We start from the raw sequence: 20,261 nt of genomic DNA, 5'->3' as shown, positions 1-20,261 counted from the left end.
TAAATTTTAAAATATACCTTGTCTATCCTCTAAGCATTTCAACAATATGTTGTTATCAGTATTTGGAGCCTCTAGATAATTATAAATATAACAATCTAATAGTTTAAAATTATTCTCCTTAAATTCTGAACCATCTTTTATTCCATTTTTAATTAAAGCTTTTATTTTATTTTGACGCACTATTGGGTCAGAGGCTACGTTGCTAAGTATAGAGACATCCTTTAATTTATGTACAATATTTTTTAAAGACATTACACTTAAAATTATGGCAATAATATAAAACCAAATTAAACTTCTAAAATTTAAGTTAGAATTATCAAATGAATTCTTAATAAAACTTATTGTTACAAAACAAAATACATAAGTATAACTATTAAAATATCTAGAATAACATGCCGCTACTTTTGCTTTTTCACTAATAAATTTTGTTAAATATAAATCTATTCTAAAAACAATATACAAAACAAATCCAATTAATAAAATAATATAAACTCTTAAAAAATTTTTTAATTGCTCTCTAGAATTTTGCCAAATAAAAATTATTGCTATAGCCGTTATACCATAAATATAGCATACCTCTGGAAAAGAAGCATAATGAACCATATAACTTATTATTAATTTTACAATAGCTACTTGCTCAGAATTAATTAATAAAAGATTATAAATAGAAGCAAACGGCACTTGTTTAAAAGAAGTACACTCAAAATCACATACAGTTTCTATACATAAGCTATTGACATAATTACACCATATAAAATTACTCAAAATAGGTAATAATAAAATTATTATTACCCATAAATTGGAATATTTTTTATTGAAAATCAAGTCAACGGTAATTATAAAAATTGCTATATATGATAACCAATATCCTACCTCTTTAATATTCGGTAAAATAAATAATAAAGGTGATATTAGAACTAAACTTAATAATATGTTATTATATTTTTTAGATTGAAGATAAATAGCTATAGTCGCACCAAATATACATCCTACAGTTGCATCAACATGTAACGAATTAATACTTACTATTATATCATACATAGAAAATAAGATTAGCATTAAGTATAAAAATATACCTAAAAGCAATCTTTTTTCTACTAATGCTACTGAACAAAAAATAAAATAAAGAAAGCCATTAGCAAATACATTTAAACTTTCTTTAAAACCAATAATTTTATTTATACTATATTGAAAAATACTAGCGAGTTTTGCATAACCGTTAAACTTATTTATAACTGATGTAGGATCGTTAGGTAGCCTAAAACCATGATAAATATTTGTTTCTTTTAAAGTAAGCCCCCAATGAGAATATTCATCCCAAAAATAATAACTAGGATAGTCTTTTACGAATATATAATAAGCAATCATACCTAAAATAAATATGATTACGTCAACTCCAAATAATTCTCCTATATTTCTAATATCTTTACTTTGTCTAAAAGAATCAAAAATACAATAAAGAAAGAATCCTACTCCTAAGACAAAAGAGGCATAAATCACCAAATCCAATATATAAAATATAGAAGCTATAAAATATATTGATAAAATTCCAGAAGTTGAAAATACTAATGCATGAGAAAATTCTATTTTAAATAGTTTTCTAAAAAAGAAGCTATATCCTAAAAAATTGTAAATAATAATATTATCCCACTCATATCGCTTTCAACTTATTTAGTATTCTTATCATTTTAGCGTAAATCTTTATAAAAATAGAGCGGTTTTCATTACTGATTTTTAGTTCTTGTTCCTTGGTTTCTAACTGTTCCTTAAGTATTTCTAATTCTTCAGTATTAATGATTAACTGCTCTGTTAGTTGGTCTGTAGTAGATTTTAATAATTCTTGTAAATTATTTATTTGCTCGTATAACTTATTGATATCTTTAAATTGTGAAGCAAATTTATTTATTTTAGATAAATATTCTTGAGCTGTATTAATAGCAAAATTTATTTTTTCTCTCTCTACTATTTCTAGAATTTCTTTTAAAGAGGTTGTCGCTCCTTTCTCAATTAATAGTTCTGTTGTGCGTTGACACATCCATAAACTGCATTTTAAACTATTTTTTACAATTTCATTGTTTATAACTTTTTCTTTAAAATCAGGAAATATAGCTTTTAAATTTTCTAAATGATTTGTAGCATTAAATAAAATATTTTCTCCATATACGTCATTAAAATAATTTTCGGTATATACTATATTTTTTATTGCATAGAATCCTCCATAAGGAGTAGTAAGAAGCTCACTCTTAGCATTATGAGTATGTAATTCTTTACATCCTATAATACTCCATCCGGGAAAATCTTCAGGATGCCATCCGGATTTATGCTCTTGCCATTCTCCTCCATGTAAATTCCAGCCGTCAGTATCATGTATTTCTTGCGGCATAAAACCCAAAGGGGTAAATATTATAATTTGTTTGCGAGCTACCCGTTCGCATTCAATTAATACTTCTTTCCCGATTTCTTTAGGCATATGCTCTATAACATCAATTAAAAATATTGAGTCAATAGATTTATCGGAAAATGTAGTAAGAGTAGCTTTTGCGTCTAAAGGAATTATTATTGAATTAGTTCCTGATAAATTCTTTTTTAATATTTCAGCATATTCTTGATATGGTTCTACACAAATAAGTAAATTAGGAACTATATATTGTTGCGGATGAATCCCGCATCCAATATCCATAATACTAGAAACAGGATTTATAAATTCTTTTATTTTAGTATGAAATATATCTGCCGAATACCATTCTTCAACTATTTTATCCTTTTCTGTCATTTAAACCAAACCGTACGATTAACATAATCCACATAACTTAAAACTATACGCAATATTTTCTTTGATACAAGACCCGCTTCGGCATAATCCGGCACGATATCTTGCAAGCGTTTATTATTCTCGTGTTCTTCCGTAATAGCTTTCACCGATTGTAGTACCCGCTCCGCTTTAAAGCTCGACATAATAAGCGTTCCGGTATCCATACCTTCAGGACGTTCATGTGCTTCTCGAATATTTAAAGCAGGTAAATTAAGTATTGATGCTTCTTCAGTAATAGTACCGCTGTCGGACAAAATACAAAACGCATTCATTTGAAGCTTGATGTAATCCGTAAAACCAAAAGCTGGTAAAAACCTTATTTTATCACCAAGCTCCTTAAACCCCTCTAAATCCTCAAGCCTTTTTTTAGTCCTTGGGTGTGTTGAGAAGATTACGGGGAAATTATACTCTTTAATAAGAATTTGTAAACTACTTAATAATTCTTTCAGATTATTTTTGACGTCGACATTTTCCTCACGATGTGAGCTAATTAAGAAATACTGCTTAGCGGTTAATGATAATTTATCTAAAATATCCGATTTTAATATTTTAGGCATGAAACGGTCAAGGACTTCAGGCATATGCGAGCCTGATTTAAAAATAAGCTCAGGCGGCAAGCCTTCAGCAATTAAATAACGTCTAGCATGTTCGGTTAACGTAATGTTAACGTCACTGATATGATCGATTATTTTACGGTTTATTTCTTCAGGTACACGCTGATCAAAACAACGATTTCCTGCTTCCATATGAAAAATCGGGATTTTACGGCGTTTAGCGACAATCGCCGATAGACATGAATTAGTATCACCGTAAAATAAAACAGCGTCGGGTTTTTCTTTCTCAAGTACCTCGTCTACTTTTTCGATAATAAGCCCGATGGATTTTGCCGTATTATCTGCCGCTACTTCTAAGAAATAATCAGGTTTTCTAATTCCCATATCATCAAAAAAAACTTGATTTAACTCATAGGCATAATTTTGACCGGTATGAACTAGGAGGTGATTAGTATATTTATCAAACTCGGAAATCACGCAGCATAGTTTAATGAGTTCAGGACGAGTACCGACAATCGTCATTACTTTAAGCATTTTTTAGCTCCTCTTGTACGTAATCAAGCGTCAATAATAACTCTTTTACTTCTTCTAAATTTAAACGTTTTGTATTATGGGAAGTGTAATCCTCTAAAAGAGCTACTTTCTTTTCACCTTCAACAAAATATTTTGCATAATTAAGATCACGCCCGTCCATAGGAATACGATAATAATCCCTTAAATCATCAGCTTTTGCCATTTCTTCAGATGATACTAGCGATTCGTAATGTTTTTCGCCGTGACGTGTACCGATAAAACGTATTTCATTTTTGCTATCGAATATATCTTGTAACGCTTTTGCAAGTACTTCAATTGTACTTGACGGAGATTTTTGTACAAAAATATCTCCTTGACGCCCATGCTCAAACGCATATAAAACTAAATCTACGGAATCTACAAGCGACATTAAAAAACGTGTCATTGACGGTTCTGTAATGGTTAATTCCTTACCTTGTTTTATTTGATTGATAAAAAGAGGAATTACCGAACCACGAGATGCCATAACGTTACCGTATCTAGTGACGCAAAGCACAGTCTCACCTGGAGAACGCATACGTGCTTTTGCTATTGCTAGCTTTTCCATTAATGCTTTAGATAATCCCATTGCATTAATTGGATATACAGCCTTATCGGTACTCAGTACAATAACTTTTGTAACTTTGTTATTAATAGCAGCACTTAAAACATTTTCAGCACCTAAGACATTAGTATTGATTGCTTCCATAGGATAAAACTCACAAGTCGGAACTTGCTTTAAAGCGGCGGCATGAAATACATAATCAACGCCGTGCATCGCCTCATCAATACTTTTATAATTACGTACATCCCCGATATAGAATTTAAGTTTTGAGTTATTTAAAGCAATACGCATATCCTCTTGCTTTTTTTCATCTCTACTAAAAATTCTAATTTCTTTAATATCATTGATAATATCGGATTTAAGAAAACGAGAAAGCACCGCATTACCAAACGAACCGGTGCCTCCTGTAATCATTAAAGTTTTATCTACAAACATTATTTATTTAGTACCTATTTTTGTTATTATTTATCCGTCATTGCTAGGAAAAATTGTTGCATAATCGTTATTGCGAGGAGGCGTTGTTGCGTGGAGATTAAAAAAAGTCAATATAGCGCTTAGAGTATAAAAATAATTAAATTTTATATAATTCTAAAAGCTATATTGAGCTTTCCCAAGGGCAATCATTTCATTTAATATATTTATCTTAGTAATTACTTCGTTTTTTCTTCCTTTCTCTGTTTTTTGTTGTAAGTTAAAGCCAAACGTTCGCTTCAACCTAAACATAAACGATTCAACCCTTGACCTTTGATGATAGCCGCTATTAATTTTCCATGCTTTTAAACCTTCATCAAAATTTTTATATTCTCTAATTCCTTTTATTACTTTATCTCTGTAAGCTAAATGTTCTTTCTCTACCTTGCTTTTATTCTTTAATTCATCTTGTGACTTAGATGTTCGTGCTGGGGGCATTAAATCTTGTACTCCCCAATCATATATTATCTTTCTAAACTCCTGCGTATCATAAGCTCCATCTGCTATAACGGTTTTAGCTTTGCCTGTTATCTCTTTGCTCATATCACCAACAACTTCACAGTCGTTTGTGTTACTATCCGTATAGGCTACAGATAGTACTTCCATACTATCTAAATCGACTGCTACATGTATCTTCTTCCACTGTTCTCTCTTACGATATAATCCATCCTTACCGTTATAATCCATCCTTACCGTATTTCCTTTGATGCCACCCACTGGTGCTATATACATTTACTCCGGTACTATCAAATACTATCTCTTTCCCTGAACCTTTCTCTTGTACTCCAATATTTTTTACTCGTAACTTTAGCTTACTAGCGATTCTTGATGCATGGGCATAATCCGGTATTCTTAAATCCTTACCCGCAAATATTTTGCTAAACATTCCTTCTGCAAATCCGCTTGTTGCTCGCCATGGCAATCTTAATAACAGCTTAATTGTTAGCAAATATTCATACATCTTGCTATTATATCTTCTCGCTCCTCCTTGCCTCTGTTCCCCTCCATAATATAACTCTTTTAAATATTCTTCACAAAATGTGAAAATTATTGTTCCTCTTTTCTTTAAACTTCTGTTATATTCTTTCCAGTTGCAAACTTTTTGTAGCTTTGACATACACACTTGTGGTTAAGTTTTTTGTCGATTTACTACTTTTCTTAGTTCGCAGCTACTTTTTTTATATCTACGCAACAAGGTCTCCTCGCGTGGACGCCAAATCGTCATTGCGAGGAGCGAAGCGACGTGGCAATCTCATGAGATAATAACAAACTCCTGAGATTGCTTCGTCGAATTACTACGTAATTCTTCTCGCAATGACGACTCGGTATTCACACAGTCTACGACTGCTCGCAATGACGATTTACCCAAATTCACACATACGCTTTACAAGCTCAGGCCACCCTGGCGGGTTATAGCCCGTCGCTTCATTAAAACGTGTGCTATCCATTGAGCGATCTATCACAAGCTCATCTGACGGAATAATATCGATTTCTTTATTATATATTTCTGCTACTAATTTTAACAATTCTAGCTTATTAACCGGTTTTGATGCAACATGATAAAGCCCATGCAGTTCTTTATTCGGTAATACAAAATCCCTTATTATTCTTGCAAGCTCTACTGTCGGGAATCCTGAATAAATAGCTTTTTCAAAACCTTTCACTTGCCCTTCTGCACTTAAAAACCAATTGATTAAGCTTCTATTACTCGCTAGTTCATGACCTATAATTGAAGTACGCAAAGTGATAGCATGAGGATAATCTACTTCGCCAAGAAACTTAGAACGACCGTAAAGATCATAGCAATCCGGAAAATCACTTTCCTTATAATTACCTTTTTTTCCTGAAAACACGCAATCCGTACTAATATGGATTAACCTTGAATTAGCTAATTTACATAAATTAGCTAGCCTATGTGGTAACAAACTATTTATTGGCAATGCTTTTAACGGGTCGTTTGCATCAGCTAGTTGTTTTGTGAGCCCTATACAATTTATGACGATTTCGGGTTTTACTTTATTAAATACTTCAACTAACGAATCATGATTCTCAACATCTACATTTGTAATTAATTTATCGGATAAATCTTTAGAAAAATAAGAACGAGCGGGATTATTTCGAGCTGTCGCATAAACGTCAAACTTACTATCCTGACTTAAAAATCTAAACATACTGTTACCCAGCATACCGGTAACACCTAGAATTAATATTTTCATGATATATTTTATTTATTTTGCATAGTTTCTATCATAAATAATATATCTTTACAATAAGGTTTTTGAAAAGCTAGAAATTATATAATTATCAACGAATTAATTTATATCCTCTTCTTTTCTCATACGCTTTAATTCTTTATATAAATCAATATCTTTATACTTATCCAGTATGTTTCTTGCTTTTTCTATATTTGAATAAAAACTTGATATTATTAATTCTGAATTGTTATACTTAATTGTTACTTTATCTCCTATTTTAAGTTTTAATTTCTACCTTACTTTTATAGGAATAACTAGTCTACCGTTATTATCAATATAACTTTTTTGTACTATCATAAAAAATAATTAACTTGCCATAGAAAAGGTTCTTATTCTACTTTCTTTAACTTTCCAACCTTCATCTTTTGCAAGTTCTAAATCATATTGATTTTGCATATTCATCCATCAACGAGGATTAACATTAAAATATTTACCTAAGCGGAGTGCCGTATCAGCATTAATTGAACGATGATGCTTAATTATATTATTGATTCTAGTAACAGGTACATCAATATCACGAGCAAGCTTACTTTGACTAATACCCATAGGTTCCATAAATTCTTCAAGTAGAATTTGACTAGGTGAAATAGTAGGTAATTTGTTTGTCATAAATTCTTAGTGTTGTTGCATGGACTGTTTTATGTCATTCCCGCGTAGGCGGGAAAGAAGTAAAAGCCTATAAAAACAAGTTTTTATAGGCTTATTTTGTTGAATATACAACTTCTATATCGGATATTGAAGTTATTTTTCTGGATCCCCGCTTTTACCACAACTGTCCGAAGTTGAAAAATAAGTAGAATAAGCAATGGTTTTTACAATTATTACTGGTAGTATTTTTAATGTTTTACGTTAAAAATATCATTTTTAGCTATTAAATAGCTTTTGCTCATTTTAACTTCGGACAGTTGTGCGCTTTTACGGGGATGACATTGAGTAGGTTTTTCGATGCATGCAACAACTCCTCAATTCTTTCCTAATTAAAGTTTTTTCATAGAATCAAGCACGGTTTCAAGAATCATACTAGCAGCTACTGCATCATCATTGTTATTACGGTCTTTTCTTTTAACACCGAATGATTTAAGAAAATTATTCGCAGCTTTTGTAGTTAGTCTTTCATCCTGTAAATATATAGGCAAGTTTATAGATTTTGTTAATTCTTCTGCAAATTTTATTACTATATTTGTTTGCTCTGTTACTGCTCCGTTCATATCAATCGGTAGACCTACTACAACACCGCAAACTTTATATTTTTCTATAATATTAAGTAAGGAAGTGATAACGATTTTTTTATTTATCTCAATTATAGTGTTTAAGGGCATAGCAATATTACGTTCTTGATTAGATAATGCGATTCCTAATTTTTTGCTTCCGTAATCAATAGCAATAAGTGGAGCATTTGGTATTAAAAGCGGATAAAATTCTTGAAGATTTTTTATGATCATGGTAGTTATAAAAATTACTTTATTAATTATTATATATGCTAAAAACTATTCAAAAGCATTTAGATACGAAATTAATTAAATTATCAGCGATTTTAGCCTTTATTTATTGTTTGTTATTTAATACCGCAATAATGATTTATAAATTTGATTATTATAAAGCAACGATTTTTAGAGGGATATTAGAATTATCAAAAGATTTTTGTTATATTTATATATTTTCTTTTATAGCATTTTTTGGTCTTAGCATACATACATTAGTGTTAAAAATCGGCGTAGGGTTTTTATTTATAACATCCGCTATTGCTAGTTATTACATTTATTTCTTCAAAATCAATCCTACTAAACAAGTAATAGGTAGTTTTTTCTCAACGGATTTAAACGAAGTTTATGAATTAGTCAGCATTAAATTAATAATATGGATAATTTTTTGCCTTTTTAGCTGTTTTTGTACTCTCAAATCTTTTGCCGCCGAAAATTCTAAATCATTCGTAACAAAATTATTATCTGCCGCTTGCTTACTTATTTTTGTATATAATATTATTACTCCTTCATTTAAGATACTAAAAAATTATTGTCCCATTCAGTATTTACATAATAGCTACCTTAACTTTGCCGGAAACCTAACCGGTAAAAATTATGCCTGTATAGATATTAGTAAGTAATATAACTTTATAGATACGTCAGATAAAGATATTATAGGTGTTTTAGTTATAGGAGAATCGGCAAGATTTGATCATTTCGATATTAACGGTTATGAAAGAGATACGACTCCTTATTTAAAGACTACTCAAAACCTAATTTCTTTCAAAGCTAAATCCTCTTCTAATCTTACCTCTCTTTCCGTACCGTCATTACTTTCACGTTATCCTGCAAGTCAAATTAAAAATACTAGACAAGAGAACAGATTTTTATCAATTTTAACAAATCTTGGCTTTCATACTACTTGGATTGGTACCCAAACTTTAATGAGGAGTTTTGCAAATTTTGACCTCAGTATATATATAATGATATTAATTTTACTATAGTACCGGGTGGCTCTGCCCTATTCTCTCTAAATGCTCATGATGAAAAAATATTGCCTTTTATAAAAGAAATAATAACAAATTCAGAGAAACAATTTTTAGTAGTTCATACCTCAGGAAGTCACTGGAACTATAACGCAAGATATCCTAAAGAATTTGAACGTTTTACCCCCACCTGTCCTATTAAGGTTAAGGGAGGTGCAAGCGATTGCGATAAGCTTGAGTTAGTTAACAGTTATGATAATTCAATTTTATACACCGATTTTATTATCTAATTTAATAGATTTGCTTAAAGGTAAAAAAGCATTTTTATTATATGTATCCGATCATGGTGAATCACTTGGAGAAAATGGTTATTACGGTCACGGTGGTTCACTACTTGCAGAACAAATAACAGTGCCACTTATAGTTTGGGTATCAGATGATTTTAGAGAAAAATATCCTGAATCGGTAGACTCAATTAAAAATTGTGCTAATACCAAAATTAACCATGATTATGTATTTCATTCAATCCTTGACTGTTTAAATATAGATTCCGACATAATAGATAAAGACTTAAGTATATGTAAATCTAGTTAAAAATTATTGAATTATTAAAAAATTTATATATAAATTAAAATCTCAATAATTATATGATTTATTATTATGTCTGATATACCTAAACTAGACGACTATTATTATAGATTTTTCCAAAGTATTTTACTTAAAATACTAGAACAAAATAAAACCGCTGAAACTTATTGATTACAGAAAGATTTTAATAGTGCTTTAAATGAGATAAAAAATATAAATGAACAACTTGAAGAATATTCAAATATTCTTCCCTTACTCAAATTAATTAAAACTTATTTCATAGATAAAAAAATATATAATTAAGTACCGTTTAATTTAAATCCTTTTTTTATAATTAAAAATAATATAGAGTGGAAATAAAAAAGGTATTGAATTATGGAATATGCATTATTAATTTTCAGTATTATAGCGATTTTAGTTATAATACAAATGGTTAAAGTTGTACCTCAACAACAAGCATGGGTAGTGGAGAAATTGGGGAAGTTTGACAAAGTACTACAACCCGGTTTAAACTTACTAATCCCTGTCATTCAGAGAGTAGCATACAAACATACTTTAAAAGAAGAAGCTATAGACGTTACCGCTCAAACAGCTATTTCAAACGATAACGTAACATTATCTATCGACGGTGTTTTATATGTTAAAATTATTGATCCGATGGCAGCATCTTACGGGGTTAACAATCCTTACTATGCCATAACGCAGCTTGCTCAAACTACTATGCGTTCGGAAATCGGTAAACTCCCTTTAGATAGAACTTTTGAAGAGCGCGAAACTTTAAACGTAGCGATTGTAGCAGCTATTAATCAGGCTGCTATAAATTGGGGCATACAATGTATGCGTTATGAAATTAAAGATATACAGCCTCCTCAAACTATCCTTAAAGCTATGGAATTGCAGGTAGCTGCAGAGCGTCAAAAAAGAGCTCAAATTCTAGAGTCGGAAGGTAATAGACAAGCAAAAATTAACCATGCAGAAGGTGAAAAAGCACAAATCGTACTGAATTCAGAAGCTTCTTATACGGATCAAGTTAACAGAGCAAAAGGTGAAGCTGAAGCAATAGGCTTAGTCGCTACCGCTACGGCAAATAGTATTGAGATTGTCGCAGCTGCCGTACAAAAAACAGGAGGAAGCGATGCAGTAGCTCTTAAAATAGCTGAGCAGTATATTAGTGCATTCGGTAATTTGGCTAAAGATACCAACACCGTAATTTTACCTGCAAACCTTTCAGAACCTAGTAGTTTTGTAACTGGAGCGTTAACTATATTTAACCAATTAAAAGCTTCTTCAGAAAAGAAAAAAGATAAGTAGCAATTTATAAAGATTTATTATTGTAATAATAATTAGTTTTATATATGATATCAGATTATTAATTAATAAAAGGTTATGAATATGTCAGTATTTGTCGGCAAAACCGCTCCGGATTTTACAGCTAAAGCTATTATGCCTAATAATAATATAGACGAAAAGTTTAAACTTAGCGATTATGCTGCAGGGGATAATATAGTGTTATTTTTTTATCCCCTGGATTTTACTTTTGTTTGTCCATCGGAAATTATAGCATTTCACAATAAGCTTGGTGAATTTACCGAAAGACGTACTAAAGTAGTAGCTGTTAGCATTGATTCTCATTTTAGCCATTTAGCTTGGAAAAATACTCCGCATAATAAAGGCGGGCTTGGACAAGTACAATTTCCAATGGTTTCCGATATAAAAAAGGATATTTCTTCAAAATATAACGTACTTAATGAAGATGGTGTTGCTTTGCGTGGAACTTTTTTAATTGATAAGGATTTCATAGTACGTCACATGCTAGTTAACGACTTACCTATTGGTCGCGATATTAATTATGCATTAAAAGTAATTGATGCTTTAACTCATCATCAAAAGCACGGCGAAGTTTGTCCTGCCGGCTGGCATAAAGGTGAGGAAGCAATTACCCCATCACATGAAGGTATAGCACATTATTTAAGCTCACATGCTGAGAAGCTGTAGTATACTCGTTTAATTTGAAAAATTGGCGTCGACCTAATCGTCATTCCCGCGTAAGCATTGTTGCGTGGAGATTAAAAAAGTCAATATAGCGCTTAGAGTATAAAAATAATTAAATTTTATATAATTCTAAAAGCTATATTGAGCTTTCCCAAGGGCAATCATTTCATTTAATATATTTATCTTAGTAATTACTTCGTTTTTTCTTCCTTTCTCTGTTTTTTGTTGTAAGTTAAAGCCAAACGTTCGCTTCAACCTAAACATAAACGATTCAACCCTTAACCTTTGATGATAGCCGCTATTAATTGTAGAAGTCAAGATTTAATCTTACAGACATTATAAAAATTATATCTGAATGTCTGATAAGTTATGACTGTCAGATGAGTATTCAAGATATAAGATTTCGTTATTCTTTTCAACAGCTAACTTTTTACTATCCATAAAAGTCTGCATAGGTGTTTTTCCATAGCAATATTTACCGGAATGCGGTCTTTCATTATTATAATATTCTAGCCAAATATCAAGATCTAGTTGTAGATCATCAAGATCAGTATAGATCTTTTTACGCATAGCAGTATCAAAGAATTCTTGTTTCATAGTTTTATTAAAACGTTCACACATACCATTTGTTTGAGGAGAATATGCTTTAGTAGTAGTATGCTCAATACCCTCAATGCTTAAGAACAATTCAAAAGCATGATGTTCTATATTGTAATAGTTGAGATTTAATCTTACATTTAGTAAAATTAAGATAATATTAAATGGAGGATTAGAGATGAATCTAAATCAAAAAATAATAAAGCCAAAAATAGGATTACTAGAATTAGCTAGGAGTCTTGGTAGTATATCGTCAGCATATAAAGCTATGGGTTACAGTAGAGACAGTTATTATAGGTTTAAAGAGTTATATGAAACAGGAGGAGAAGAAGCATTATATGAGATTAGTCGGAAGAAGCCAATTATAGCGAATAGAGTTGATCCTGCCGTAGAGAGAGCAGTATTAGATATGGCAATAGAATACCCCGCTTATGGTCAGCTGCGAGTATCAAATGAGCTTAAAAAGACTGGTATTCTTGTATCACCTGGAGGAGTTAGATCTATTTGGCTACGTAATGATTTAAATAATATCAATAAAAGACTTAAAGCATTAGAAGCCAAAATGGCTCAGGATGGTATTGTTCTTACCGAAGCTCAGTTACAAGTATTAGAGAAACGGCGTAGCGAGAAAGAAGCTCATGGTGAGATTGATACACAGCATCCAGGTTATCTAGGATGCCAAGACACATATTATGTAGGTAATTTTAAAGGCATAGGCAAGGTATATTCTCAAGTGTTTATTGATAGTTACACTCGGGTTGCAGAGGCTAAACTATATACTGATAAAACAGCACTTACCGCTGCTGACATGCTTAATGATAGAGTGTTACCATGGTATGAGAGTCAGCAAATACCAGTACTTCGTATTTTAACTGATAGAGGTGGTGAGTATAAAGGTAATATAGAACATCATGCTTTTGAATTGTTCTTAAGCATTGAGGGTATTGAGCATACTACTACTAAAGCATATTCTCCTCAAACAAATGGTATGTGTGAACGTTTTAATAAAACTATGAAACAAGAATTCTTTGATACTGCTATGCGTAAAAAGATCTATACTGATCTTGATGATCTACAACTAGATCTTGATATTTGGCTAGAATATTATAATAATGAAAGACCGCATTCCGGTAAATATTGCTATGGAAAAACACCTATGCAGACTTTTATGGATAGTAAAAAGTTAGCTGTTGAAAAGAATAACGAAATCTTATATCTTGAATACTCATCTGACAGTCATAACTTATCAGACATTCAGATATAATTTTTATAATGTCTGTAAGATTAAATCTTGACTTCTACAGAAGCGAACGTTTGGCTTTAACTTACAACAAAAAACAGAGAAAGGAAGAAAAAACGAAGTAATTACTAAGATAAATATATTAAATGAAATGATTGCCCTTGGGAAAGCTCAATATAGCTTTTAGAATTATATAAAATTTAATTATTTTTATACTCTAAGCGCTATATTGACTTTTTTTAATCTCCACGCAACAACGCCTTGCGAGAAAGGCTTGCTTGCGTGGACTCCCAGTCGTCATTGCGAGGAGCGAAGCGACGTGGCAATCCAGAAAAAGATTAAAAAAATTCTGTAAATCAGCATTTTTACTGGATTGCTTCGTCGAATTACTACGTAGTTCTTCTCGCAGTGACGAAAAGCAGATCTACGCAACAATGCTTCACGGGAATGACATAGTAAAGAGTAGGGCAAATAATAATAGAATAATTATTTTACAATGAAAAATAACCATCGATGAAATTAGTAATAGTAGAATCGCCTGCAAAGGCAAAAACGATAAATAAATATTTAGGTGATGAGTTTAAGGTCATTGCATCATTCGGTCATATTAGAGATTTACCTTCTAAAAAAGGCTCAGTGTTACCTGATGAAAATTTTGCGATGAAATATGATATTTCCGATAAAGCAGGTAAATATGTAGATGCCATAGTTAAAGATGCAAAAAAAGCTGATGCAGTATATCTTGCAACCGATCCGGATCGTGAGGGTGAAGCTATCTCGTGGCATGTTGCAGAGGTAATAAAAGAAAAAAATAAGGTTAAATCCGATGATTTTTTCAAAAGGGTAGCCTTTAATGAAATCACTAAAAAAGCAATTATTCATGCCGTTGAGAATCCTAGAAAACTTGACGCTAACTTAGTAAATGCCCAGCAAGCAAGAAGAGCTTTAGACTATTTAGTCGGCTTTACCCTTTCACCTCTTTTATGGCGTAAATTACCTGGATGTAAATCGGCGGGGCGTGTACAATCCGTGGCTCTGCGATTAATATGTGAGCGAGAAGATGAAATAGAGCGTTTTAAGTCGGAAGAATATTGGGATATTAGCCTTAAAATGCAAAATAGTAATAATGAATTATTTACTGCTAAATTGACTCACGTAAACGATCAGAAGTTAGAAAAATTCTCAATTATTAACGAAAAAGACGCCAAAGATTTAACCGAAAAATTAAAATCTCAAAATTTTCATGTTGATAAGATAGAAAAGAAACAACAAAAACGTGCACCGCAACCTCCTTTTATTACTTCATCACTACAACAAGAAGCAGCAAGAAAATTAGGTTTTAGTGCTAAAAAGACTATGCAAATAGCACAAAAACTTTATGAGGGCGTTGACATAGGTAAGGAAACTATAGGGCTTATTACCTATATGAGAACTGACGGCGTTACATTATCAAATGATGCAATAGCTGATATACGTAAGTTAATCGATAAAAATTACGGTGACAAGTATTTACCGAATAGCCCTAGAATTTATAAATCCACAGTAAAAAATGCTCAAGAAGCTCATGAAGCTATAAGACCGACAAATATTACTTATACTCCTGATAGCTTAAAAGAAAAGCTGGAAAAGGATTATTATAAGCTTTATGAACTAATTTGGAAAAGGACTATAGCCTGCCAAATGGAAAATGTGATAATGGATTTGGTAGTTGCAAGTTTAGCTTCGGAAAATAAAGAATATTTGGCAAAAGCAAACGGATCAACTATAACATTTGACGGGTTTTATACGGTTTATCGTGAAAGTGTGGACGATGAGGCTGAAGAAGAAAATAAAATGCTGCCGTCTTTAAAAGAACAAGAACCGCTTAAAACTAAAGAAATTATTCCGAACCAGCATTTTACAGAACCTCCTCCAAGATATTCGGAAGCAAGCTTAGTGAAAAAACTTGAAGAGCTTGGGATCGGTCGCCCTTCGACCTATGCTAGTATTTTATCGGTTTTACAAGATCGAAAATATGTCTCTCTTGAGAAAAAGCGATTTATGCCTGAAGAATTAGGACGTTTGGTAACGGTATTCTTAGTCGGTTTTTTCAAGAAATATGTAGAATATGATTTTACCGCAGGTCTTGAAAATGAGTTAGATGAAATAGCTGCAGGTAAGCTTGAGTGGAAAGCTGCTTTAAATAATTTTTGGAGCGGTTTTAACCATAATATTGAATCGGTAAATGAGCAAAAAATCACCGAGATTATTAGCTATGTACAGAAAGCTCTTGATTATCACTTGTTCGGTGAAAATAAAGAATCTAAAGCTTGTCCTTCATGTAAAACAGGCGAGCTTAGCTTAAAGCTCGGTAAGTTCGGAGCGTTTTTAGCATGTAGTAATTACCCTGAATGCACTTTTAGAAAATCTATTGTTAGCGATAACGATAATAACGAAAATGAAGGCGATTTTGCCGCTACTCCTAATGAGAATAAAATTTTAGGCACTGATAAAGACGGAATAGAAATATATCTGAAAAAAGGACCTTACGGACCTTATGTTCAGCTCGGCGAACAAGAAGGCAAAGTAAAGCCAAAACGTAGCCCCGTGCCTGCTAGCTTAAATCAAAACGACATCACGCTTGAAATGGCATTAAAGCTTCTAAGCTTACCGCTAAAAATAGGTATTCATAAAGATAGTGGCGAGGAAATTATGATAGGATACGGTAAATTCGGTCCTTACATAAAATATATGGGTAAATTTATTTCAATACCTAAAAAATATGATTTTCTAAATTTAAGCTTAGATGATGCGATGAAATTAATTGAAGATAATAAAGCGAAGTTAGAAAAGAAACGGGCTTAAATAGTTTAGTATCACCCCGTGACTTAATTAATGTCATTCCTGCGAAAGCAGGAATCCAGCATAAAGCGAGATAAATCGAGCTTTAAATTTTAAAAATTTAGTGATTAAGACTTTTTAGTGGCTGGATTCCCGCTTCCGCGGGAATGACATAAAAGGATACAAATAATGGAAAAAATAAGTAAAAATGACAAAAATTATAACACGATTTGCTCCGTCGCCGACCGGTATGTTACATGTTGGAAATATCAGGGCAGCATTGCTTAACTGGCTATATGCAAAGAAGCATAACGGGCAGTTTATTTTAAGATTTGACGATACAGATTTAGAGCGTAGTAAACAGGAATATAAAGACGCTATAGAAGAAGATTTAAAATTTTTAAATCTTAATTGGGATCAGACATTTAATCAATTAAGTCGTTTAAGTAGATATGATGAAATCAAAAATCTATTATTAGACAAAAAAAGATTATATGCCTGCTATGAGACTCCGGAAGAGTTAGAATTAAAGCGTAAATTTCAATTATCTAAGGGATTACCGCCGATTTATGATCGAGCTAGCTTAAATCTAACAGAAGAACAAACACACAAATATATAGAGCAAGGAAGAAAACCGCATTATAGATTTTTGGTAAATCATGAACCTATTAGCTGGCATGATATGATCAAAGGCGAAGTTAAATATGACGGTAAGGCTTTAAGCGATCCAATAGTGATAAGAGCAGACGGTAGTATGACCTATATGTTATGCTCGGTTATTGACGATATTGATTATGAGATTACTCATATTATTAGGGGCGAAGATCACGTTAGCAATACCGCTATTCAAATTCAAATGTTTGAGGCTTTAAATACTACTCCTCCGACTTTTGGACATTTAAGCCTAATTATTAACAAGGATGAGAAAATTTCTAAAAGAGTCGGGGGATTTGAGATTGCAACTCTTAGAAAAGAAATCGGAATCGAAGCTATGGCAATAGCTAGCTTTTTTAGTTTACTTGGTTCATCGGCACAAATCTTGCCTTATAAATCAATGGAGAAGCTAGCAAATCAATTTGAGATAAGTAGTTTTTCTAAAAGCCCGACTATCTATCAACCGGAAGATTTGGAAAGATTAAATCATAAATTATTAATAAGTTTAGATTTTGACGAAGTAAAAGACCGCCTTAAAGAAATCGATGCCGAGTATATTGATAAAAATTTTTGGTTATCGGTAAGACCCAATTTACAAAAATTACGTGATGTAAAAGATTGGTGGGAGATTTGTCATAAAACTCCGAATGTAAAAATTCTAAATTTAGATAAAGAATATTTAAAACAAGCAGCAGAATTATTACCGCAAGGGGAAATTATCAAAGATAGCTGGAGTATTTGGACTAAAGAAATAACAAATATAACAGGCAAGAAAGGTAAGGAGTTATTTCTGCCTCTTCGCCTTGCTTTAACCGGCAGAGAATCAGGGCCGGAAATTGCAGGAGTTTTACCTTTGATTGATCGGGAAGAGATAATAAAACGATTAACTAGTGCGTGACTCTTTATGTCATTCTCGCAAGGCATTGCTCGTGTGGACACCTGACCGTCATTGCGAGGAGCGAAGCGGCGCGGCAATCCAGGAAATAATTAAAAGAATTCTGTAAATTAAGAATTTTTACTGGATTGCTTCGTCAAAATTTTCAATTTTTCCTCGCAATGACGGATAAACAGGTCCATGCAACAATGCCTGCTCGCAAGGCGTTGTTGCGTAGAGATTAAAAAAAAGTCAATATAGTGCTTAAAGTATAAAAATAATTAAATTTTATATAATTCTAAAAGCTATATTGAGCTGTGTGTGATTTGTATGTAATAGTTGAGATTTAATCTTACATTTAGTAAAATTAAGATAATATTAAATGGAGGATTAGAGATGAATCTAAATCAAAAAATAATAAAGCCAAAAATAGGATTACTAGAATTAGCTAGGAGTCTTGGTAGTATATCGTCAGCATATAAAGCTATGGGTTACAGTAGAGACAGTTATTATAGGTTTAAAGAGTTATATGAAACAGGAGGAGAAGAAGCATTATATGAGATTAGTCGGAAGAAGCCAATTATAGCGAATAGAGTTGATCCTGCCGTAGAGAGAGCAGTATTAGATATGGCAATAGAATACCCCGCTTATGGTCAGCTGCGAGTATCAAATGAGCTTAAAAAGACTGGTATTCTTGTATCACCTGGAGGAGTTAGACCTATTTGGCTACGTAATGATTTAAATAATATCAATAAAAGACTTAAAGCATTAGAAGCCAAAATGGCTCAGGATGGTATTGTTCTTACCGAAGCTCAGTTACAAGTATTAGAGAAACGGCGTAGCGAGAAAGAAGCTCATGGTGAGATTGATACACAGCATCCAGGTTATCTAGGATGCCAAGACACATATTATGTAGGTAATTTTAAAGGCATAGGCAAGGTATATTCTCAAGTGTTTATTGATAGTTACACTCGGGTTGCAGAGGCTAAACTATATACTGATAAAACAGCACTTACCGCTGCTGACATGCTTAATGATAGAGTGTTACCATGGTATGAGAGTCAGCAAATACCAGTACTTCGTATTTTAACTGATAGAGGTGGTGAGTATAAAGGTAATATAGAACATCATGCTTTTGAATTGTTCTTAAGCATTGAGGGTATTGAGCATACTACTACTAAAGCATATTCTCCTCAAACAAATGGTATGTGTGAACGTTTTAATAAAACTATGAAACAAGAATTCTTTGATACTGCTATGCGTAAAAAGATCTATACTGATCTTGATGATCTACAACTAGATCTTGATATTTGGCTAGAATATTATAATAATGAAAGACCGCATTCCGGTAAATATTGCTATGGAAAAACACCTATGCAGACTTTTATGGATAGTAAAAAGTTAGCTGTTGAAAAGAATAATGAAATCTTATATCTTGAATACTCATCTGACAGTCATAACTTATCAGACATTCAGATATAATTTTTATAATGTCTGTAAGATTAAATCTTGACTTCTACATCATCAAAGGTCAAGGGTTGAATCGTTTATGTTTAGGTTGAAGCGAACGTTTGGCTTTAACTTACAACAAAAAACAGAGAAAGGAAGAAAAAACGAAGTAATTACTAAGATAAATATATTAAATGAAATGATTGCCCTTGGGAAAGCTCAATATAGCTTTTAGAATTATATAAAATTTAATTATTTTTATACTCTAAGCGCTATATTGACTTTTTTTAATCTCCACGCAACAACGCCTTGCGAGAAAGGCTTGCTTGCGTGGACTCCCAGTCGTCATTGCGAGGAGCGAAGCGACGTGGCAATCCAGAAAAAGATTA

General features: G+C 32.1%; 18 protein-coding genes and 3 pseudogenes. 9 read left to right on the top strand and 12 right to left on the bottom strand.

Going from position 1 to position 20,261, the window contains the following annotated elements:
* Positions 1-6: 6 nt before the first annotated feature.
* The 10 genes from AC0ODJ_RS04195 to ruvX all read right to left on the bottom strand — a co-directional run bounded on the left by AC0ODJ_RS04195 (position 7) and on the right by ruvX (position 8,651).
* Complete coding sequence (locus AC0ODJ_RS04195) at positions 7-1,509, bottom strand: hypothetical protein (protein ID WP_474465080.1); 1,503 nt, start codon at positions 1,507-1,509, stop codon at positions 7-9.
* 142 nt (positions 1,510-1,651) lie between these two features.
* A complete protein-coding gene (locus tag AC0ODJ_RS04190) occupies positions 1,652-2,773 on the bottom strand; it encodes a methyltransferase domain-containing protein (RefSeq protein WP_218460936.1) in 1,122 nt (373 codons plus the stop codon).
* Complete coding sequence (gene wecB / locus AC0ODJ_RS04185; protein ID WP_218460935.1) at positions 2,770-3,900, bottom strand: non-hydrolyzing UDP-N-acetylglucosamine 2-epimerase; 1,131 nt, start codon at positions 3,898-3,900, stop codon at positions 2,770-2,772. Before wecB ends, AC0ODJ_RS04190 begins: the two co-directional genes overlap by 4 nt.
* Positions 3,893-4,918 (bottom strand): UDP-glucose 4-epimerase, encoded by a 1,026-nt coding sequence (gene capD, locus AC0ODJ_RS04180; RefSeq protein WP_218460934.1) that lies wholly within the window; start codon positions 4,916-4,918, stop codon positions 3,893-3,895. Before capD ends, wecB begins: the two co-directional genes overlap by 8 nt.
* A gap of 153 nt (positions 4,919-5,071) precedes the next feature.
* Positions 5,072-5,641, bottom strand: a complete 570-nt coding sequence (locus AC0ODJ_RS04175) for a transposase (protein ID WP_474464397.1) — start codon at positions 5,639-5,641, stop codon at positions 5,072-5,074.
* Positions 5,631-6,071, bottom strand: a complete 441-nt coding sequence (locus AC0ODJ_RS04170) for a transposase (protein ID WP_121843865.1) — start codon at positions 6,069-6,071, stop codon at positions 5,631-5,633. Before AC0ODJ_RS04170 ends, AC0ODJ_RS04175 begins: the two co-directional genes overlap by 11 nt.
* Positions 6,072-6,315: 244 nt before the next feature.
* Positions 6,316-7,170 (bottom strand): dTDP-4-dehydrorhamnose reductase family protein, encoded by an 855-nt coding sequence (locus tag AC0ODJ_RS04165; protein ID WP_218460355.1) that lies wholly within the window; start codon positions 7,168-7,170, stop codon positions 6,316-6,318.
* A 345-nt stretch (positions 7,171-7,515) separates the two neighbouring features.
* Positions 7,516-7,605 (bottom strand): plasmid maintenance system antidote protein, encoded by a 90-nt coding sequence (locus AC0ODJ_RS04160; RefSeq protein ID WP_474465078.1) that lies wholly within the window; start codon positions 7,603-7,605, stop codon positions 7,516-7,518.
* 9 nt (positions 7,606-7,614) lie between these two features.
* The gene (locus tag AC0ODJ_RS04155) at positions 7,615-7,818 is read right to left on the bottom strand and encodes a HigA family addiction module antitoxin (protein ID WP_256621221.1); all 204 of its coding nucleotides are present in this window, start codon (positions 7,816-7,818) and stop codon (positions 7,615-7,617) included.
* Positions 7,819-8,186: 368 nt separating this feature from the next.
* Positions 8,187-8,651, bottom strand: a complete 465-nt coding sequence (ruvX, locus tag AC0ODJ_RS04150; RefSeq protein WP_218460353.1) for a Holliday junction resolvase RuvX — start codon at positions 8,649-8,651, stop codon at positions 8,187-8,189.
* 35 nt (positions 8,652-8,686) lie between these two features.
* On the opposite strand from ruvX, the pseudogene AC0ODJ_RS04145 reads away from it, so the two are divergent.
* The 4 genes and pseudogenes from AC0ODJ_RS04145 (at position 8,687) to AC0ODJ_RS04130 (ending at position 12,241) form a co-directional block, all read left to right on the top strand.
* Positions 8,687-10,252, top strand: a pseudogene (locus AC0ODJ_RS04145) (phosphoethanolamine transferase).
* A 66-nt stretch (positions 10,253-10,318) separates the two neighbouring features.
* Positions 10,319-10,549: pseudogene (locus AC0ODJ_RS04140) on the top strand (hypothetical protein).
* A gap of 72 nt (positions 10,550-10,621) precedes the next feature.
* Positions 10,622-11,557, top strand: a complete 936-nt coding sequence (locus AC0ODJ_RS04135) for an SPFH domain-containing protein (protein ID WP_218460352.1) — start codon at positions 10,622-10,624, stop codon at positions 11,555-11,557.
* 81 nt (positions 11,558-11,638) lie between these two features.
* Positions 11,639-12,241 (top strand): peroxiredoxin, encoded by a 603-nt coding sequence (locus tag AC0ODJ_RS04130; RefSeq protein ID WP_474465076.1) that lies wholly within the window; start codon positions 11,639-11,641, stop codon positions 12,239-12,241.
* Between the two features lie 126 nt (positions 12,242-12,367).
* Here AC0ODJ_RS04130 and AC0ODJ_RS04125 read toward each other — a convergent pair whose 3' ends face one another.
* Together AC0ODJ_RS04125 and AC0ODJ_RS04120 are read right to left on the bottom strand one after the other, a co-directional pair.
* Complete coding sequence (locus tag AC0ODJ_RS04125) at positions 12,368-12,556, bottom strand: hypothetical protein (protein ID WP_474465075.1); 189 nt, start codon at positions 12,554-12,556, stop codon at positions 12,368-12,370.
* Between the two features lie 27 nt (positions 12,557-12,583).
* A pseudogene (locus AC0ODJ_RS04120) lies at positions 12,584-12,949 on the bottom strand (integrase core domain-containing protein); the annotation flags it as partial.
* A 64-nt stretch (positions 12,950-13,013) separates the two neighbouring features.
* Here AC0ODJ_RS04120 and AC0ODJ_RS04115 point away from each other — a divergent pair.
* The 5 genes from AC0ODJ_RS04115 to AC0ODJ_RS04095 all read left to right on the top strand — a co-directional run bounded on the left by AC0ODJ_RS04115 (position 13,014) and on the right by AC0ODJ_RS04095 (position 20,107).
* The gene (locus AC0ODJ_RS04115; protein WP_121834048.1) at positions 13,014-14,099 is read left to right on the top strand and encodes an IS481 family transposase; all 1,086 of its coding nucleotides are present in this window, start codon (positions 13,014-13,016) and stop codon (positions 14,097-14,099) included.
* Between the two features lie 489 nt (positions 14,100-14,588).
* Positions 14,589-16,919, top strand: coding sequence for a type I DNA topoisomerase (gene topA, locus AC0ODJ_RS04110; protein WP_218460524.1), 2,331 nt, complete (start codon positions 14,589-14,591; stop codon positions 16,917-16,919).
* A gap of 184 nt (positions 16,920-17,103) precedes the next feature.
* Positions 17,104-18,447: a glutamate--tRNA ligase gene (gene gltX, locus AC0ODJ_RS04105; RefSeq protein WP_474465074.1), complete on the top strand. Its 1,344-nt coding sequence runs from the start codon at positions 17,104-17,106 to the stop codon at positions 18,445-18,447.
* A 372-nt stretch (positions 18,448-18,819) separates the two neighbouring features.
* A complete protein-coding gene (locus tag AC0ODJ_RS04100) occupies positions 18,820-19,905 on the top strand; it encodes an IS481 family transposase (RefSeq protein WP_474465598.1) in 1,086 nt (361 codons plus the stop codon).
* A gap of 67 nt (positions 19,906-19,972) precedes the next feature.
* Positions 19,973-20,107: a hypothetical protein gene (locus tag AC0ODJ_RS04095; RefSeq protein WP_474465039.1), complete on the top strand. Its 135-nt coding sequence runs from the start codon at positions 19,973-19,975 to the stop codon at positions 20,105-20,107.
* Positions 20,108-20,261: the final 154 nt, after the last annotated feature.

This window comes from Rickettsia senegalensis (genome assembly GCF_056135685.1).
The sequence above is the reverse complement of the archived record's forward strand: the minus strand, read 5'-3'. Positions and strand labels throughout refer to the sequence as shown.